Origin of the sequence: Streptomyces coeruleorubidus, from assembly GCF_028885415.1 — a bacterium.
Taxonomy (GTDB): domain Bacteria; phylum Actinomycetota; class Actinomycetes; order Streptomycetales; family Streptomycetaceae; genus Streptomyces; species Streptomyces coeruleorubidus_A.
In genome coordinates this window covers 4622192-4638578 of the sequence record NZ_CP118527.1, presented here as the reverse complement: position 1 = coordinate 4638578, position 16387 = coordinate 4622192, and the positions used below count along the sequence as shown (strand labels likewise).

Annotated in this window: 16 protein-coding genes and 1 rRNA gene; 4 read left to right on the top strand and 13 right to left on the bottom strand. The window is 70.1% G+C overall.

Annotated elements, in window-relative coordinates; all coding sequences use genetic code 11:
* The first annotated feature begins 15 nt into the window (after nt 1–15).
* Nucleotides 16–132 (top strand): 5S ribosomal RNA (gene rrf / locus PV963_RS21590).
* A 60-nt stretch (nt 133–192) separates the two neighbouring features.
* On the opposite strand, the gene PV963_RS21585 is transcribed toward rrf, so the two are convergent.
* From PV963_RS21585 to PV963_RS21570, 4 genes are read right to left on the bottom strand one after another with little or no spacing between them, the layout of a single operon-like run.
* A complete protein-coding gene (locus PV963_RS21585) occupies nt 193–864 on the bottom strand; it encodes a response regulator (protein WP_274817407.1) in 672 nt (223 codons plus the stop codon).
* Nucleotides 861–2108 carry a sensor histidine kinase gene (locus tag PV963_RS21580; protein ID WP_274817406.1) on the bottom strand — a complete coding sequence of 416 codons (1248 nt, stop codon included), beginning with the start codon at nt 2106–2108 and terminating at the stop codon, nt 861–863. The genes PV963_RS21585 and PV963_RS21580 overlap by 4 nt, the downstream gene beginning before the upstream one ends.
* Before the next feature lie 24 nt (nt 2109–2132).
* On the bottom strand, nt 2133–2912 hold the full coding sequence (locus PV963_RS21575; protein WP_274817405.1) for an ABC transporter permease: 780 nt from the start codon (nt 2910–2912) through the stop codon (nt 2133–2135).
* Nucleotides 2909–3829, bottom strand: coding sequence for an ABC transporter ATP-binding protein (locus PV963_RS21570; protein ID WP_274817404.1), 921 nt, complete (start codon nt 3827–3829; stop codon nt 2909–2911). The genes PV963_RS21575 and PV963_RS21570 overlap by 4 nt, the downstream gene beginning before the upstream one ends.
* A gap of 94 nt (nt 3830–3923) precedes the next feature.
* On the opposite strand from PV963_RS21570, the gene PV963_RS21565 reads away from it, so the two are divergent.
* Nucleotides 3924–4493, top strand: coding sequence for a GNAT family N-acetyltransferase (locus PV963_RS21565; RefSeq protein WP_274817403.1), 570 nt, complete (start codon nt 3924–3926; stop codon nt 4491–4493).
* On the opposite strand, the gene PV963_RS21560 is transcribed toward PV963_RS21565, so the two are convergent.
* The 9 genes from PV963_RS21560 to PV963_RS21520 form a co-directional block, all read right to left on the bottom strand.
* A complete protein-coding gene (locus PV963_RS21560; RefSeq protein ID WP_274817402.1) occupies nt 4482–6122 on the bottom strand; it encodes a type IV secretory system conjugative DNA transfer family protein in 1641 nt (546 codons plus the stop codon). The genes PV963_RS21565 and PV963_RS21560 overlap by 12 nt on opposite strands.
* Nucleotides 6123–6133: 11 nt before the next feature.
* Complete coding sequence (locus PV963_RS21555) at nt 6134–7546, bottom strand: ATP-binding protein (RefSeq protein ID WP_274817401.1); 1413 nt, start codon at nt 7544–7546, stop codon at nt 6134–6136.
* Between the two features lie 6 nt (nt 7547–7552).
* Nucleotides 7553–9109, bottom strand: a complete 1557-nt coding sequence (locus PV963_RS21550) for an SCO6880 family protein (RefSeq protein WP_274817400.1) — start codon at nt 9107–9109, stop codon at nt 7553–7555.
* On the bottom strand, nt 9106–10437 hold the full coding sequence (locus tag PV963_RS21545) for a hypothetical protein (protein WP_274817399.1): 1332 nt from the start codon (nt 10435–10437) through the stop codon (nt 9106–9108). Before PV963_RS21545 ends, PV963_RS21550 begins: the two co-directional genes overlap by 4 nt.
* Nucleotides 10427–11260, bottom strand: coding sequence for a hypothetical protein (locus PV963_RS21540; RefSeq protein WP_274817398.1), 834 nt, complete (start codon nt 11258–11260; stop codon nt 10427–10429). The genes PV963_RS21545 and PV963_RS21540 overlap by 11 nt, the downstream gene beginning before the upstream one ends.
* The gene (locus tag PV963_RS21535; protein WP_268250144.1) at nt 11257–11379 is read right to left on the bottom strand and encodes a hypothetical protein; all 123 of its coding nucleotides are present in this window, start codon (nt 11377–11379) and stop codon (nt 11257–11259) included. Before PV963_RS21535 ends, PV963_RS21540 begins: the two co-directional genes overlap by 4 nt.
* Nucleotides 11380–11470: 91 nt before the next feature.
* Nucleotides 11471–11779, bottom strand: a complete 309-nt coding sequence (locus tag PV963_RS21530; RefSeq protein WP_003991275.1) for a hypothetical protein — start codon at nt 11777–11779, stop codon at nt 11471–11473.
* A gap of 477 nt (nt 11780–12256) precedes the next feature.
* Complete coding sequence (locus PV963_RS21525) at nt 12257–13546, bottom strand: S53 family peptidase (protein WP_274817394.1); 1290 nt, start codon at nt 13544–13546, stop codon at nt 12257–12259.
* A 297-nt stretch (nt 13547–13843) separates the two neighbouring features.
* Nucleotides 13844–14398: a hypothetical protein gene (locus tag PV963_RS21520; RefSeq protein WP_274817393.1), complete on the bottom strand. Its 555-nt coding sequence runs from the start codon at nt 14396–14398 to the stop codon at nt 13844–13846.
* A 51-nt stretch (nt 14399–14449) separates the two neighbouring features.
* Between PV963_RS21520 and PV963_RS21515 the strand changes: the two genes are divergently transcribed.
* A complete protein-coding gene (locus tag PV963_RS21515) occupies nt 14450–15193 on the top strand; it encodes a trypsin-like serine peptidase (RefSeq protein ID WP_274817392.1) in 744 nt (247 codons plus the stop codon).
* Nucleotides 15194–15359: 166 nt separating this feature from the next.
* Nucleotides 15360–16361, top strand: coding sequence for an NlpC/P60 family protein (locus PV963_RS21510; protein WP_274817391.1), 1002 nt, complete (start codon nt 15360–15362; stop codon nt 16359–16361).
* Nucleotides 16362–16387: the final 26 nt, after the last annotated feature.

The following is a 16387-nucleotide window of genomic DNA, read 5'->3' as shown; positions in this document are numbered from 1 at the left end:
ACAGTTTCATAGTGTTTCGGTGGTTATAGCGTAGGGGAAACGCCCGGTTACATTCCGAACCCGGAAGCTAAGCCTTACAGCGCCGATGGTACTGCAGGGGGGACCCTGTGGGAGAGTAGGACGCCGCCGAACAATTCTTGAGAAAGGCCCACACCGCAAGGTGTGGGCCTTTTTCTGTTTCCACCAGCTTTTTTACGACGGCTGTACCAGCTTCGTGTCGTACGCCAGGATCACCGCCTGAATGCGGTCGCGGGAACCGGTCTTCGCGAGGATGCGGCCCACGTGGGTCTTCACCGTCGACTCGGCCAGGTGGAGGCGCGCGGCTATCTCCGTGTTCGTCCAGCCTTTGCCGATGACCGTGAGGATTTCGCGTTCCCGGTCGGTGAGGGTAGCGAGGCGTGGGTCGTCCTGGGGTGAGGTTTCCGCGGTCGGGTCGGTCGGCAGGTGGTGGACGTAGGCGTCGAGGAGGCGACGGGTCAGGCTGGGGGCGACGACCGCGTCGCCGGTGGCCACCGCGCGGATGCCGGAAAGGAGTTCCTCGGGCTGGGCGTCCTTGACGAGGAAGCCGGAGGCGCCAGCGCGGAGGCCGGCGTAGGCGTACTCGTCCAGGTCGAAGGTGGTGACGATCAGGATGCGGGTGCGGTCGCCGGCGGAGGCGATGCGCCGGGTCGCCTCGATGCCGTCCAGGCCGGGCATGCGGATGTCCATGAGGACGACGTCGGGGTGGAGTTCCGCCGCCATGCGGACAGCTTCGCTGCCGTTCGCCGCCTCGCCCACGACCGTCATGTCGTCCTGGCTCTCCAGGAGCATGCGGGAGCCGAAGCGCTGGAGGGGCTGGTCGTCGGCGATGAGGACCGTGGTCACTGCGGGTTTTCCTCCGGGAGGTGTAGGCGGACGCGCCAGCCCTGCTCGGGGTGCGGGCGGGGGCCGGCCTCAAGTGTGCCGCCGTAGAGGGCGGTTCGCTCGCGCATTCCGGGTAGTCCACGACCGCCTCGGGCCGGGCCGTCGGTTCGGCTGTCGTTGCCGGTGTCCGTGATCGTCACTGTCACGGCTCCCTTGTCCTCGTAGGACAGCTCTATCTCCGCGGTGGCGTCTGCGCCGGCGTGTTTGAGGGTGTTGGTGAGGGCTTCCTGGATGACGCGGTAGACGGTCAGCTGGCGGCCTGGGGGGAGGGTGGGGCTGCCGTGGGTGGTGGTGCGGACGGGGAGGCCTGCGGAGCGGACGCCGTCGAGGAGCTGGTCGAGGTCGGTGAGGCCGGGTTGGGGGGTCAGGTCGGCCTGGCCGTTCTGTTCCTCCTCTCGCATGACGTCCAGGAGGCGGCGGAGTTCGGTGAGGGCCTGGCGGCTGGTGGTGGCGATGGCGTCGAGGGCCTGGGCGGCGCGTTCGGGGGACTTGGCGGCCGCGTATCGGCCGCCGTCGGCGAGGCCGGTGATGACGGAGAGGTTGTGGCCGATGATGTCGTGCATCTCGCGGGCGATGCGGGCGCGTTCGGCGGCGGTTGCGAGTCGGGCCTGCTGGTCGCGTTCGGTCTCCAGGCGGCGGGCGCGGTCCTCCAGGGCCTCGGTGTAGTTGCGGCGGGTGCGGACCGTGATGCCGATGAGGGCGGCCACGGTGGTGGACATCAGTTGGGAACCGACCTGCTGGTCCCAGGTGCCCTCCCCGTGGCGGGCGACCGACACCAGGACCGGGGCGATCACCAGGGCCGTCGCCCACCACAGGTTGCGCAGGGCCCGGCGCAGGGCGATGTGGTAGACGACGGCGAGCTGGAGCAGGGCTGCCTGGAGGGCGGCGCCGGTCCAGGCGTTGACGAGGGCGAAGAGGGCCATGGCGGCGAGGACGGCCCTGGGGTGGGTGCGCCGCCAGAGGAGGGGGACCGAGAAGCCGAGGCTCAGGGTGAGGAGGAGCCAGCCCGGGACGTCGAGGTCGTGGGCGTTGTGGCGCCAGCCGCCGCCGATGTAGTCGATCAGGGCGGCTGTCACCCAGAAGCCGGCGATGTGCAGGTCCCACAGCAGGGGATGGCGTCGGTCGAAGGCGCGCACCCTGCGGGTGAGGCGGTGGGCGTACTCGGTGAGGGGCTCCGGCGCCCGGTGTTCCGTCACGGGGTCCATCGTGAGGGCTTGCGAGGCCATGTGTCAGACGTCTCGGCGTCGTAGGACCGTGGCGGCCAGCGTGAGGGTCGCCGTCGTCCACAGGATCATGGCGAGCAGGGCGGCGCCCGGGGAGGCCGTGCCGGGCAGGGGCTGGGCGGTGGTGAGGGTTTCGAGGGCCTTGCCCGGGAAGAAGCGGACGGCGTCGTCGACGATCTCGTACGGGAGCATGGCCAGGACCTCCGGGACGATCATGATGAGGCCGATGAAGGCGCCGATGGCCGTCGGGACCGAGCGGACCAGGGCGCCGATGCCGAGGGCGAGGACGGCGAGCAGGGTGAGGCCGGCCGCGTTGCCGGCCAGGGCGCGCAGGACGCCCGGGTCGCCGAGGGCGGCGGACTGGTCGGTGCCGGTGAGGAAGGACTGGGCGAGGGAGAAGGTGAGGAGGTTCGTCAGCAGGGTGAGGGGGAAGGCGATCGCGGCCAGGACGGCTGCCTTGGACCAGAGGACTGGCAGGCGGCGTGGGACTGCGGTCATCGTGGCGCGGATCTGGCCCGTGGAGTACTCGCCCGCCGTGGCGAGGATGCCCAGTACGCCGAGGTTGATCTGGGCGAACTGGGTGCCGAGCAGGATGAAGACGACCGTGTCCATCCCGCCCTCGCCGGTGCCGTCGTAGGCGGCTCCCAGGCCCGCGCCCATGGCGGCGGTGAGGGCGCTGGTGGCGATGAGGGTGATCCAGGTGGAGCGCAGGGTCCAGAGCTTGTGCCACTCGGAGCGCAGGACGCGGGCCGGGGTCACGCGGTAGGGGAGACTCGCCGTGGTCATGCTGCCGCTCCTTCGAGGGTCGCCGTGTACTCCGCCGCGTCCCGGGTGAGGTCCATGAAGGCCTCCTCCAGGGAGGCGGCGTTGGGGGTCAGTTCGTAGAGGGGGATGCCGTGGGCGGCTGCCGTGCGGCCGATGTGTTCGGCGTCCGTGCCGCGGACCTGGAGGGTGCCGGGGGTGTCGGTGGTGATGTCGACGCCGGGTGCGGTGAGGAGGGGTACGAGGTCGGAGGCCTGCGGGGTGACGACCTTGACGGTGCCCGCGCCGGAGTCGCGTACGAAGTCGGTGACGGTGGTGTCGGCGAGGAGGCGGCCGCGGCCGATGATGACCAGGTGCTCGGCGGTGAGGGCCATCTCGCTCATCAGGTGGGAGGAGACGAAGACCGTGCGGCCCTCGGCGGCGAGGGACTTGAGGAGGTTGCGGATCCACAGCACGCCCTCGGGATCGAGGCCGTTGACCGGCTCGTCGAGGATGAGCGTGGCCGGGTCGCCGAGGAGGGCGGCGGCGATGCCGAGGCGTTGGCCCATGCCGAGGGAGAAGCCCTTGACGCGGCGGTGGGCGACGTCGGTCAGGCCGGTGAGGCCGAGGACCTGTTCGACCCGGGCCCGGGGGATGCCGTGGGTGTGGGCGAGGGCGCGCAGGTGGTGGTAGGCGGTGCGGCCGGGGTGGACCGAGCGGGCCTCCAGCAGGGCGCCGACCTCCGTGAGGGGTGCGGGGTGGGCGGCGTGGGAGCGTCCGCTCACGGTGGCGTGGCCGCGGGTGGGGGCGTCGAGGCCGAGGATCATCCGCATGGTCGTGGACTTGCCGGCGCCGTTCGGGCCGAGGAAGCCGGTGACGGTGCCGGGGCGGACGGTGAAGGACAGGTCGGTGACGACCGTCCGGTCGCCGTAGCGTTTGGTGAGTTCGTGTGCGGTCAGCATGCTTCGATGCTCGTCCGTGCGGGGGCGGCGGTCGTCGGACCGGCGGCGGTAATCGGGGTGAGGGGTGTCGTACCCGGGTACTACCGTTGCCGGCATGAGCTATGTGATCCGGTCCGTCCGTGCTGATGAGTGGGTCGCGGCGAAGGAGCTGCGGCTCGCGGCGCTGCGGGATCCGGTGGCGCACCTCGCCTTTCTGGAGACGTACGAGGAGGCCACGGCCAGGCCGGACTCCTTCTGGCAGGAGCGGACGGCGGGGGCCGCCGAGGGGGCGGACGCGGCGCAGCAGATCATCGCCGAGGGGCCGGACGGGCGGTGGGTCGGGACGCTGACCGTGCTCGTGGAGGAGCCCGGGACGAAGGACTGGGCCGGGTTTCCGGTGGAGCGCAAGCAGGGGCATCTGGTCGGCGTGTTCGTACGGCCCGAGGAGCGCGGCAGCGGGCTGACCGAGGTGATGTTCGACGCGGCCCTGGAGTGGGCGTGGGGGCGGGGCTTGGAGCGGGTGCGGCTCATCGTGCACGAGGACAACGGGCGGGCGCAGCGGTTCTATCGCAGGGTGGGGTTCGTGCCGAGCGGGCTGATCGTGCCGCTCGGGGACTCCGGGGAGCGGGAGTTGGAGTTCGTGCTTGAGCGGAGCGTTGTGGAGGTGCCCTTCTCAGACCGGTAGTTCGTCGTGCGGCCAGCGGGCGCGGCCCTGTTCGCGGGACCGGAGCAGCGCCAGGGTCGGCAGGCCCCGGTCCGCTCCGGTGGCCAGCAGCTCCGGGAGCTGGGGAAGCGGGGCCACGGCGGCGACGTCGTCCAGGACGAGGGTGAATGGTGGGTCGAGGCGACCGGAGGATGACCGTTCGGCCATGTGCCGGCCGCGCTCGACCACGCTGGAGACGAGGGCCGTCAGGAGGGGCATCGCGCCCGGGTTCGTCCTGGGGTCCTCGATGGATTCACCCACCACATAAAGCGTGCCCCCTTCGTGGACGAAGGAATCCAGGGCGAGGGCATCAGTTCGGTTGGGAGTGCAGGCCTCGCGGATGTTGACCGTGGAGAGCGCCGCGAGGGCACGGGTCGTCAGCTGCTGGGCCATGTCCCGGCGTTCGGGGTGGGCGGTGAGGGCGCCTTCGAGTTCGCCCGCGGAGCCGGGGGCGGCCTTGGGGTTGGTACGGAGGATGCGTACGGCGTCCTGGATCTGGGTGCCCTGGGACCAGCGGTGGACGTGGCGGATGGTGCGGCCGTCGATGGCGGCGGCGTGCAGGTAGCTCCGCAGGAGGGTGGTGGCTGTGTCGCTGACCGCCTGGTCGAGTTTGGCGGTGGGGCGTACGGGGGCGAGGAGGGCGGTGGCTCTTGCTGTTGCCGTTTCTCTGTCCTCGCAGCCGGTGGTGGGGGACCAGTGGAGGCGGGACGGGGTGTCGCAGAGGTGGGTGGGGTCGTAGAGGTGGGTGGGGCCGAGTTTGGCCCTGCCGTCCTTGGTTTCCTGCCAGAGGGTGGGGTTCGACGTGACGACGAGTGCGGGGCCTTCCGCGTCGCGTACCGCCTGGGTTGCTGTGGTCTGGCGGGTTTCCCTTGGGGCTACGAGGATTTTTTCCCACCCGCCCACCCGTTCCTGGGAGAACAAGGAAGCCGGGGTCGCGGGCGTGGCCGCCGGGGTGGGGGCCAGGGGCGCTGTCGGCTCCAGTACGTGCGTGGGCTCGGGGGCGGCGCGGCGGGGGGTGGGGACGTCGTGCTGTGCCGGTGCCGGCGTCGCGTGTCGTGCCGGTGCTGCTACGTCGTGCTGCCCCGTGCCCGTTGTGCCGTGCTGGGCCGTCGTGGGTACGCCGTGCTGCTCCGTGCCCGGTGTGCCCTGTAGTGGGGGTGTCGGGAGTTCGTGCGCGGGTGCGGGACCGGGCTCGTATGCCGCGGCCCCTGCCCGTTCCGCTGCCGTTGCCCTCTCCAGGCGGCGTCGTGCCCGGCCTGCCCTCCAGCGGACCACCGTGCCCATCACGAACACCGTCAGGACGACCAGGACCATCAGCTGGCCGATGAACAGACCCCAGAACAGGCCGTAGCCGGAGAGTTCGCCGGGGGGTGTGTCGGGCCAGGCGCCGGGGATGTCGTGGGGCTGGGCGATCAGGCCGCGCATGGCCAGGGGCGTGCGTGTGAAGGTGACGCCGGACGGCCAGGAGCCGTGGGCGAACAGGGCGGCGAGGCCGGTGGCCGTCCACACCAGCAGGGTCATGCCGAGGAGGAACGCGAGTATGCCGACCAGCAGGCCGTCGGGGATGCCTCCCTGGGTGTCCCGCTGGGTGCGGCGGTCGTCCGGTCTCACGCGCCCTCCCCCTACGCCACCGTCGACTCGGAGTCGCCCAGGTGGTGCTCCACGAAGGCCGCCGCCCGTTCCTCCGCCTCGAGTTCGGCGGCGTGCAGGGCGTCGTCGTCCGCGAGGTCCGCGGAGGACTCGGTCATCGCGCGGTCGGTGAAGACCAGTGGGCGTTCGGTCTCCGTGACCAGGTGTTTGACGACCTGGACGTTGCCGTTGACGTCCCAGACGGCGATGCCGGGGGTGAGGGTCGGGATGATCTCGACGGCCCAGCGGGGCAGGCCCAGGACGCGGCCCGTCGCCCTCGCCTCGTCCGCCTTCTGGGCGTAGATCGTTCTGGTCGAGGCCATCTTCAGGATCGCCGCCGCCTCCTTCGCCGCCGCGCCGTCCACCACGTCCGACAGGTGGTGGACCACCGCCACGAACGACAGACCCAGCCGTCGGCCGAACTTCAGCAGGCGCTGGAACAGCTGTGCCACGAAGGGGCTGTTGATGATGTGCCAGGCCTCCTCGACCAGGAAGATGCGCTTCTTCCGGTCGGGGCGGATCCAGGTGTGCTCCAGCCACACGCCGACGATCGCCATGAGGATGGGCATGGCGATGGAGTTGCGGTCGATGTGGGAGAGGTCGAAGACGATCAGCGGGGCGTCCAGGTCGATGCCGACCGTGGTGGGGCCGTCGAACATGCCGCGCAGGTCACCGTCGACGAGACGGTCCAGGACCAGTGCCACGTCCAGGCCCCAGGCCCGTACGTCGTCTATGGCGACGTTCATCGCCTCGGCCGACTCGGGCTCGGGGTGGCGCAGCTGCTCGACGATGTCGGACAGGACCGGCTGGCGGTCCACGATGGTCTCGTTGACGTAGGCGTGCGCGACCTTCAGGGCGAAGCCGGAGCGCTCGTCCAGGCCGTGCCCCATCGCGACCTCGATGATGGTCCGGAGCAGCGCGAGCTGGCCCGTGCTCGTGATCGCGGGGTCGAGCGGGTTGAGCCGGATACCCATGTCCAGGGCCGCCATCGGGTCCAGCCTGATGGGAGTTATCCCCAGCTCCTGCGCGATGAGGTTCCACTCGCCGACCCCGTCCTCGCCCTGGGCGTCCAGGACGACGACCTGGCGGTCGCGGAAGCGGAGCTGGCGCAGGACGTACGTCTTCTCCAGCGCCGACTTGCCGTTGCCGGACTCGCCGAGGACCAGCCAGTGGGGGGCGGGGAGCTGCTGGCCGTAGAGCTGGAAGGGGTCGTAGATGTAGCCCTTTCCGGAGTACACCTCGCGGCCGATGATGACGCCGGAGTCGCCGAGGCCCGGGGCGGCGGTCGGCAGGTAGACCGCCTGGGCCTGGCCCGTGGACGTGCGCACCGGGAGCCGGGTCGTCTCGACCTTCCCGAAGAGGAAGGAGGTGAAGGCGTCGGTGAGGACGGACAGCGGGTCCCGCATCAGGTCCTACCTCCGAATGCCGGTGGCGAAGGGAAGGGTGTTCACGAAGGCGCGGTGGTGCTCGCGGTCGCACCATTCCAGCTTCAGGTACGACTTTCCGGCCGAGGCCCTTATCGTCCGCTTGTCGCGGGCGAGGGCGTCGGGGGAGCGGGAGGAGACGGTGATGTAGCCGACGAGGTTGACGCCGGCGGCGCCGCTGGCGAGGTCCTCGCCGCGCTGGTCGAGCCGGGAGTTCGCCGCCACGTCGCGCGGGTCGATGGTGCGGTTCATCTTGGCGGCGCGGGACGCCTCGGCCTCGTCGTTGGTCTTCTCGGTGAGCATGCGCTCGATGGCGACCTCGGTGGGTTCGAGGTCCATGGTGACGGCGACCGTGCGGATGACGTCCGGGGTGTGGACGAGCAGCGGGGCGAGGAAGTTGACGCCGACGGGGGTCATCGGCCACTCCTTCACCCAGGCGGTGGCGTGGCACCAGGGGGCGCGGGTGGAGGACTCGCGGGTCTTGGCCTGGAGGTAGGTGGGCTCCATGGCGTCCAGCTCGGCCGGCCAGGCATTGCGTTTCGTCATCGCCTGGATGTGGTCGATCGGGTGGTCCGGGTCGTACATGGAGTGGATCAGCGAGGACAGTCTGCTCTGGCCGAGCGGCTGCCGTACGCGGATGTCGGCCTCCTGCAGGCGCGAGCAGATGTCGGTCAGCTCGCGGGCCATGACGACGGCGAGTCCGGCGTCCCGGTCGACCTTGCCGCCGTGGGCGCGGGCGGCCCGGGCCATGGCATTGGCCTCGGCGGCGAGGTCGCGGGTGTAGTGCATGCAGGCGACGAGGTAGGCGCGGTGCTGCTCGCTGCTGGTGGACACCATCGACTGGAGCTGGTCGTACGACTGCTGGAGCCACGGCGGTGCCTTGTCGTCCCCGCGGACGGCGACGTCCTTGGCGTGGGCGTCCGGGTCGGCGGGGAGGGTGCGGGCGAGCATCTGGAGGCGGGTGACGAAGCCGTCGCCGTTGGCCACGTGCTTGAGCAGGGTGCCGAAGCGGTCGACGAGGGCTTCCTGGTCCTCGCTGTCGCGCAGGCCGACGCCGGGGCCCTCGATCTCGATGGCGGCGGTGACGGTCTTGCGGTCGGCGTGCAGCAGGACGGCGATCTCGTCGGGGCCGAAGGGGGCGGAGAGCCAGGTGATCCTGCCGATGCCCGGGGGCGGTCCGATCTCGACCTCCCGCCCGTCGAGCCGCGTCCCGGCCTCGATGACGGCGGAGCGGTAGGTGGTTCCCTGCTTCAGGGTCCGCTTGTAGCTGCGGTTGATCTCGAACCACTTGTAGAACGTGCGGTGCTTGTACGGCACGTAGACGGCGGCCAGCGCCAGCATCGGGAAACCGGCGAGCAGCACGATGCGCAGGGACAGCACGGGGACGAGGAGCCCGCACATCATGCCGAGGAACGCGCCCACGACGATCAGGGCGATCTCGCCGGTCTCGCGGTTGCGGCCGATGATCGCGTTCGGCCGGGCGCGGCCGATCAGATACGTCCGGCGGGGCGTGACCGGATGGGACACGTGGGACTCGGTCGTCAACGCCCTTCACCTCCCGTGCGGTTGGTACTGCTGTTGCGGGTGCTGCTGGCGTGGGGAGTGTTGACGGGGCTGCTCGAACGGGGTGCGGGTGCGGCGGAGGGGACAGATCCGCCGCCGCCGTTCGAGGTGCGCGAGCTGTGCGCGGCGACTCCGCCGGAGGCGGGGTTGCTGGGGCGGGGGGCGGAGGACTGGCTGCCTCCGCCGTTGTTGTCGGCGCGGGAGCTGTGGGTCTTGATGCCCTGCGCCACGAGGGTCGCGGGGGAGCTGATGACCGCGGCGGCCTTGCTCTCGGCGCCCTGCATGAGGCGGTTGTTGCGGGAGCCGGCGATCTCGTCGCCGAAGCCGGGCACGAAGCGGTAGATCATCGCGCTGGCGAAGATGGCGAGCAGGATGATGGCGAGGCCGGAGACGACGGCGGAGAAGGCGTCGGGGCCGTCGTCGGCGGAGAGCGCGCCGGCGAGGCCGAGCACGATGACGATCACCGGCTTGACCAGGATCACGGCGATCATGATGCCGGCCCAGCGGCGGACGTGGCCCCACAGGTTCTTGTCGACGAGGCCGGCGTAGACGACGGTGCCGAGGAGGGCGCCGACGTAGAGCAGGGCGGCGCGGATGACGAGCTCCAGCCACAGCACTCCGGCGGCGAGGATGCTGACCAGGGAGACGACGATCAGCATGATCGGGCCGCCGCCGATGTCCTCGCCCTTCTTGAGGGCCTCGGAGAACGTGCCGAAGAAGGCGTCGGTCTGGTCGCCGGTGGCTTTGGCGAGGACCTCGGTGATGCCGTCGGTGGCCGATACGACCGTGTAGAGGATCAGCGGGGTGAAGGCGGAGGCCAGCACGGTCAGCCAGAGGAAGCCGATGGCTTCGGAGATGGCGGTGGTGAGGGGGACTCCGCGGACGGCTCGCTTGGCGACGGCAAGGAGCCAGAGCAGGAGCGTGAGGATCGTCGACGCGGCGAAGACGACGGCGTACTGCTGGAGGAACTTCGGGTTCGTGAAGTCGACGTTCGCCGTCTCCTTCACGGCCTCGCTGAGCTTCTCGACGGTCCAGGAGGCGGCGTCGGCACAGCCCTTGGCCAGGGAGGAGAGGGGGTCGAGGGTGGAGGTGGGGTCCAGGCGGGAGGTGCCGCCGCCGGAGCGGCTGCCACTGCCGGTGTCGCCTTCGCAGATCTCCCGGGCCTGGCCCCTCAGGAGGTCGCACGCGTTGTTGCTCGGTGACGGGGAGGGGGTGGGGGCGGCGAAGGCACGGGTGGCCATCAGGACCGCGGCAGCCTGCACCGCCGTGACCGCGGCACCAAGCTTGAGTACGTGGTGTTTAGCGGGCATAGGTGAACCCTCCGTACTCCTCGACAGCCTTGGTCATGTCCTCTGCGGTGGAGGCCCTTTGGTCGCGCCCGACCGGGACCGGGCCGTCCTCCTGGGTGAAGTCGGTGACCTTCCAGTCACCATCGACCCACTTCAGCTGGTAGGTCGTCGTGTACCAGCTCTCGGTCACTGGGTTCTTCGAACCGTCGCCCGACAGGCCGAAGAGCGATGTGTACCAGAGTGCGACCGTGGCGGTGCTGCCCCTGAAGGACGTGACCTTGGTACCGACCGGGATGACGCGTGAGACGAACGTCTGACCGCTTGGCGCGGCACCGTCCTTGTTCAGGCCGATCTTCTCGAGGAAGCTCGCCCGGGAGTACACCTGGTCGAACGCCGGCAGTTGGGCGGCGGCCACGTCGGGCGCGTACACGGTGTTGACGATCGCGTGCCGCTTCTCGGTGTCGTACATGTCGGCCGAGCCGAGGGCGATGCCGTAATTGGTGGCTGCGGACTGGGCGCCCTGCTCGTTGTGGGCGTAGCCCGTGGGAATCCCAGCCGCCTTCGACACCACCGGCCGCTCCCCCGAGGGCGCAGTCGCCGCGCTCGACGCCTTGTCGCTGCCCGAGCCGCTGGTCTCGGAACCGTCGCCTCCCCCACGGTTCGCGAAGGCGATCGCCGCGATCAGTAGGACCACCACGCCGACCACCGTGACCAGGCTGCGGGACGACGAGCGGGGGCGGCGGGGGGTGCCGTAGGGGTCGGATCCGGTGTCGGGCAGGCGGGTGCGGGTCTGGCCCGTGCCGCCGTAGCCGCCGGAGGCCTCGTGCTCGTCACCGAGACTCATGCCGCGTACGCCCCCTCGACGTCGTGCGGAAACACCTCGTACCGGTCGTACTGCTCGTACTCCTCGTACGACGGTAGCCGTGCTGGTTCCCGCGCGGGCGCGGTGTGGTGACTCGACATCAGGGAAACGCAACCTTCGCCGGTGGGCACGACGGGCGGGTGGGATGGAGGGGGAGCCGGGCGTGCCCGGCCGGGGCGGACCGTGCCCGGCCTACACGGCCATGCCGTACACGATGGTGAAGAGCGTTCCGAGTGAGCCGATGATGAACACGCCCGTCAGGCCCGCGATGATGAGGCCCTTGCCCTGCTCGGCGCTGAAGGTGTCCCGCAGGGCGGTGGCACCGATGCGCTGCTTGGCGGCGCCCCAGATGGCGATGCCGAGGCAGAGCAGGATGGCGACCGCCATCACGACCTCGATCATCACCTTGGCCTCGTTGCCCAGGCTGCCGAAGGGGCCCCAGTCCGGAGCGATCCCGCCGATGATGGTGTTGATGTCTCCCTTATCGGCCGCAAAGAGCATGTAAGTCACCGCCCCTGTTGGGTAGTTCCGCATCCTCTGCGGTCGTGCAGAGGTCAGGCCTCATTCTCGCCGACGATGACGCTGTCGTATGTCGACTTGGCGTCATTGATTGGCGGGTTTCGTACGAATACCTTGCCACCGTTCCGCGCCGGCCCCTAAGGGAGGCGCCGGACGGTGTACGAAGGATCGTATGGTCACTCTGTGTATCACGGCAGGTCACGTCGGGCAATGAGGCCTGGGCGAAACCTGTCGTGTGGTTCCGTCGTTGTGCCCTTTCGCGGCCTGCGTCACCTTTCCGGACCGTTTCTGACGGCCAGTCGGGTGAGCGGTCGACCCGGTGTTCTCCGGGTGAAGGCTACCTGGCGCGGCGAACGGGCCGCGGCTGGGTTGCCGCGGCCCGTTCGTCCCCTGCCGGCCCCGGGCCCCCACGGCCCAGGCGCCGTTTTTTCAGTGACGTTCCGTCACTAGCGGGAGTGGTCAGCCGGTGAAGGCGCCGACTCCGTTCGGGGTGCCCCAGCCGGTCGGGCCGTCATAGCCCGTTCGGGCGGTGCAGAAGTAGCTGGTGGCGCAGGTGCCGTTGGTGCCGGTGGTGACGTCGTTCAGGGCGGAGGTGTTCGCGTAGGGGAACTTCGCCGGGTAGGAGCCGCTGGACGGGGTGCCCGCCAGGGCGTAGACACTCGCGATGATCGGAGCGGAGGCGCTGGTGCCGCCGTAGGTGGCCCAGCCCTGGCCGTCGGCGCCGTAGGTGTCGTAGACGGAGACGCCGGTCGCCGGGTCGGCGACGGCGGAGACGTCGGCGATCATGCGCTTGGCGCAGCCGGTGTCGGTCTGCCAGGCGGGCTTGGCGTCGTAGGCCGAGCAGCCGGAGCCGGTGCCTTCGGTGCTGCTGGTTCGCCAGACGCTCTCCGTCCAGCCGCGGGTGGTGGAGGAGGCGGAGAGCCTGGTGCCGCCCACGGCCGTCACGTACTTCGACGCCGCCGGGTACTCGGCGCCGTAGCCCCCGTCGCCCGCGCTGACGGTGATGGCGACGCCCGGGTGGTTGAAGTACGAGGAGTCGTAGGTCGCGTCGGAGGAGGACTCGCCGCCGCCGTAGCTGTTGGAGACGTACCTGGCGCCCAGGTTGACGGCTTCGTTGACGGCCGTGCCCAGGTTGGTCATGGTGGCGGACTTGGCCTCGACGAGGAGGATGTGGCAGTTCGGGCAGATCGCGCTCGCCATGTCGAGGTCGAGGGAGATCTCGGCGGCCCAGCCGCTGTTGGGGGCGGGGAGGGAGGTCGTGGAGCCGGTCTGGCCGACCTTCTTGAAACAGCCGTTGGCGCCGGTGCAGGCGGGCAGGCCGTAGTGCGAGCGGTAGGCGGCCAGGTCGGACTCGGCGTTGGGGTCGTCGTAGGCGTCGACGATGGCGATGGTCCGGCCGGTGCCGTTGCTCGCGGCGGCGGAGGCCAGGCCGTAGGCGTCCTGGAGGTCGGAGGGGCCGTAGCCGGAGGGGGTGGAGGAGTCGGCGGCCCTGGGCGGGATGCCGTGCTGCTGCTGGAAGGCGGTGCGGCCGCCCGTGACGCGCAGGGCGTTGCAGGCCATCTCGCCCGTGTGCCGGGGCAGCGCGCAGGAGCGGGTCCAGGTGACCTTGGCGGAGGCGGCCGGGGTGGCCTGCGCGTGAGTGGCGGTGGTGAGGCCGGTGAGGAGGAGTGCGGCGGTGGCGGTGACGGCGGCGCCTATGCGGCGCCATCTGCGGCGGCCGGCGGGGGAGTTGTGCGGTGTCGTGCGCAAGGTACAGCCTCCTGGCAGTGGTGGGCAGAGGCCTGCGGGTGGGGGTTCCGCCGGTACGGTTCCCGGCGGGGGCGGCGACCCGCGACGACCATCGCTTGTTGAGTACGTGACAACAAGACGGCTGTCGGAATCCTGACCTCCGCCTTACTGAAGCGGGTGCCGGGCTTACCGATCAGTGACGGGCCGATGGCCGGGGGATGGGCATAGCTTGACCGAGGAACGGCTGGAGCGGGTGCCCACATCCAGCCCCAACCCCGGCAACCGTCAGCCAGGCTTCAATTGATTGACGTGACGCGCCTACGCATAGGGGTTCGCCGAGAATTCTGGGCGCTCGTTCGGAAAGTCGCTGGGAAAGAATGGGACGCGCAGCGACCCTGTGAGCAACTGGAGCACCGTGGCGGTCGAACTCCTGGGTGATGCAACGGCGCCGAGCTGACCAGCCTGGATGATCACTGTGGGCCAGCTCTCGGGGTCTCCCGCAGCGATCCATACCAGCAGGTCGGCATTGTCCGTGACTCCCCATTGGACGAGGTCCTGGAGGCCGGACTTGTACTCATTGAGGACATCGCTCAGTTGGTTCAGTGGTTTGTTGTGAAAAATGGATCGCAGCTGTTGAGTTTGTTCGGCGATGTCAAGATTACTGTTCCGTGCATCGTCCGCGAAGATCCACAGAAATTCATCGAAGCAGCCGGCACCAATCGACACGTCACGTTCGCCCTCGAGGTCGGGGCGCCGTCCGGACAACGGCACGTACCGGGAAGTGCTGCCCGGCAAGTTCGGGAGTCCGTACGTTTGCCCCAGCCACTGGAGATCGGAATCGCCACCGACAGCTTTCTTACGTACGGTCGGCACGGGAGAAGGCGTCTGACGTTTCTCTCACCTTCCTCCGGCACAGTGGCGCCGATGAAGCGCGTCCTCTCCATTGCCGTGGTTCTTGTCGCCCTCACCTCCGCGTCCACCGCGGTGGCCGACGACGGGGCCGGGCCCTTCGGGGTGACCGTCGCCGCGGGGGCGGGGGCGGGGGCGGGGAGCGCGCGGGTGGGGGTGTTGTTGCCCGCCGATCGCGTGTCCCGGCCGGCCGGTGGGCATTTCTGTACCGCCTCCGTGGTGCGGGCGCCGTACCGGAATCTGCTCGTCACCGCGGCGCACTGCCTGGACGGGCGTGGGGAGCTCGTGTTCGTGCCCGGGTATCGGAACGGTCGTGCGCCCTATGGCGTGTGGAAGGTGAAGCGGAGGTTCCTGCCCCGGGGGTGGGTCGCGGGGCGGCGGGAGGACAGTGACGTGGTGTTCGCCGTGGTCGCGCCGCGGGGCGGGAAGGGAGTCGAGGACGTCGTCGGTGGGTACCGGCTCGCCACCGGTACGGCGACGGGGGCGACGGCGGTGACCCTCACCGGATACCCCGACTCCCGCGAGACGCCCATCAGCTGCACCAACAAGCCGACCGCGCACAGCCCCACCCAGCAGCGCATCGAGTGCCCGGGATTCGCCGGCGGCACCAGCGGAAGCCCCTGGGTGAACGGGGACGGGCAGGTCGTGGGGATCCTCGGCGGCCATGACGAGGGCGGGACGACCCCCGACGTGTCCTACAGCGTGGTGCTGGGTGCGGAGGTGGAGCGGCTGTACCGGGAGGCGGCGGGCGACCCGTGACGGGGCCGTGCGCCGGTTGCCCCCGCCGTGCCGCTCCGTGCCGCCCCGTGCTCTTGGGTGTTCCCCTTTCCGCCCCGACTCTCCTCCCCGTGATCATTCCGGCGCACGGCGGCCGCCTCTACACTGACCAGGCGACGGACTCCTGGCCGGCGAGGGGCGGTTGACGGTGCGTAAGGCATGGATCGTGGCGACTGTTGCGATCAGCTCCGCCCTGGCCTTCGTGATGCTGCTCGTCGTCGGGGTCTACATCGTCGCCGGGAACCTGGCCAACGGGGTCGGCGGCGGGGCGAAAGCGCTCGCCAAGGGGGCGGTGCCCGCCGCGTACTCCGACCTCGTGCAGAAGTGGGGCAACCTCTGTCCCGCCATCAGCCCGGCCCTGCTCGCCGCCCAGCTCTACCAGGAGAGCGGGTTCAACCCGAAGGCGCAGAGCCATGCCGCCGCCCAGGGGATAGCGCAGTTCATTCCCGGTACGTGGGCCACGCACGGCATCGACGGCGACGGGGACGGGGACCGTGACGTGTGGGACCCGAAGGACGCGATTCCCTCTGCCGCCTCGTACGACTGCGAACTCGCGTCGTACGTGAAGAAGGTTGGCGGGAATCAGACCGAAAACATGCTGGCCGCATACAACGCGGGGGCGTACGCGGTGATCAAGTACGGGGGCGTGCCGCCGTACAGCGAGACCCGGAACTACGTGAAGAGGATCACGGCGCTCTCGGAGAGCTTCGCGGCGCCCGTCGGACGGGTCGACCCCTCCGAGCAGGCGGCCGGCGCCATCGAGTACGCGCAGAAGAAGCTGGGCACGCCCTACCTGTGGGGCGGCACCGGCACCGCTGAGCAGGGCGGACGCTTCGACTGCTCGGGGCTGACCCAGGCCGCCTACGAGACGGTGGGCATCAAGCTGCCGCGCGTCGCCAACGACCAGTACAACGCCGGGCCGCACCCCGCGCGGGACGAACTGCTCCCCGGCGACCTCGTGTTCTTCTCGGACGACCTCACCAATTCGCGTGCCATCCGGCATGTCGGCATTTATGTCGGAGGTGGGTACATGATCGACGCGCCGCGAACGGGTGCGGTGATCCGGTTCGACCCGATCGACACGCCCGACTACTTCGGGGCCACCCGGGTGACCGAAGATGGCGCGAAAGCACTGCCCACGACGGTGTGAGCCGAGCGTGAACCCACCCCCTGAGC

Bases quoted from the DNA above. Each gene is read 5' to 3' on its own strand.
- PV963_RS21515 (WP_274817392.1), top strand. From the start codon at position 14,450: ATGAAGCGCGTCCTCTCCATTGCCGTGGTTCTTGTCGCCCTCACCTCC.
- PV963_RS21540 (WP_274817398.1), bottom strand. From the start codon at position 11,260: ATGAGTCTCGGTGACGAGCACGAGGCCTCCGGCGGCTACGGCGGCACG.
- PV963_RS21555 (WP_274817401.1), bottom strand. From the start codon at position 7,546: ATGCGGGACCCGCTGTCCGTCCTCACCGACGCCTTCACCTCCTTCCTC.
- PV963_RS21545 (WP_274817399.1), bottom strand. From the start codon at position 10,437: ATGCCCGCTAAACACCACGTACTCAAGCTTGGTGCCGCGGTCACGGCG.
- PV963_RS21535 (WP_268250144.1), bottom strand. From the start codon at position 11,379: ATGTCGAGTCACCACACCGCGCCCGCGCGGGAACCAGCACGGCTACCG.
- PV963_RS21570 (WP_274817404.1), bottom strand. From the start codon at position 3,829: ATGCTGACCGCACACGAACTCACCAAACGCTACGGCGACCGGACGGTC.
- PV963_RS21530 (WP_003991275.1), bottom strand. From the start codon at position 11,779: ATGCTCTTTGCGGCCGATAAGGGAGACATCAACACCATCATCGGCGGG.
- PV963_RS21580 (WP_274817406.1), bottom strand. From the start codon at position 2,108: ATGGACCCCGTGACGGAACACCGGGCGCCGGAGCCCCTCACCGAGTAC.
- PV963_RS21575 (WP_274817405.1), bottom strand. From the start codon at position 2,912: ATGACCACGGCGAGTCTCCCCTACCGCGTGACCCCGGCCCGCGTCCTG.
- PV963_RS21565 (WP_274817403.1), top strand. From the start codon at position 3,924: ATGAGCTATGTGATCCGGTCCGTCCGTGCTGATGAGTGGGTCGCGGCG.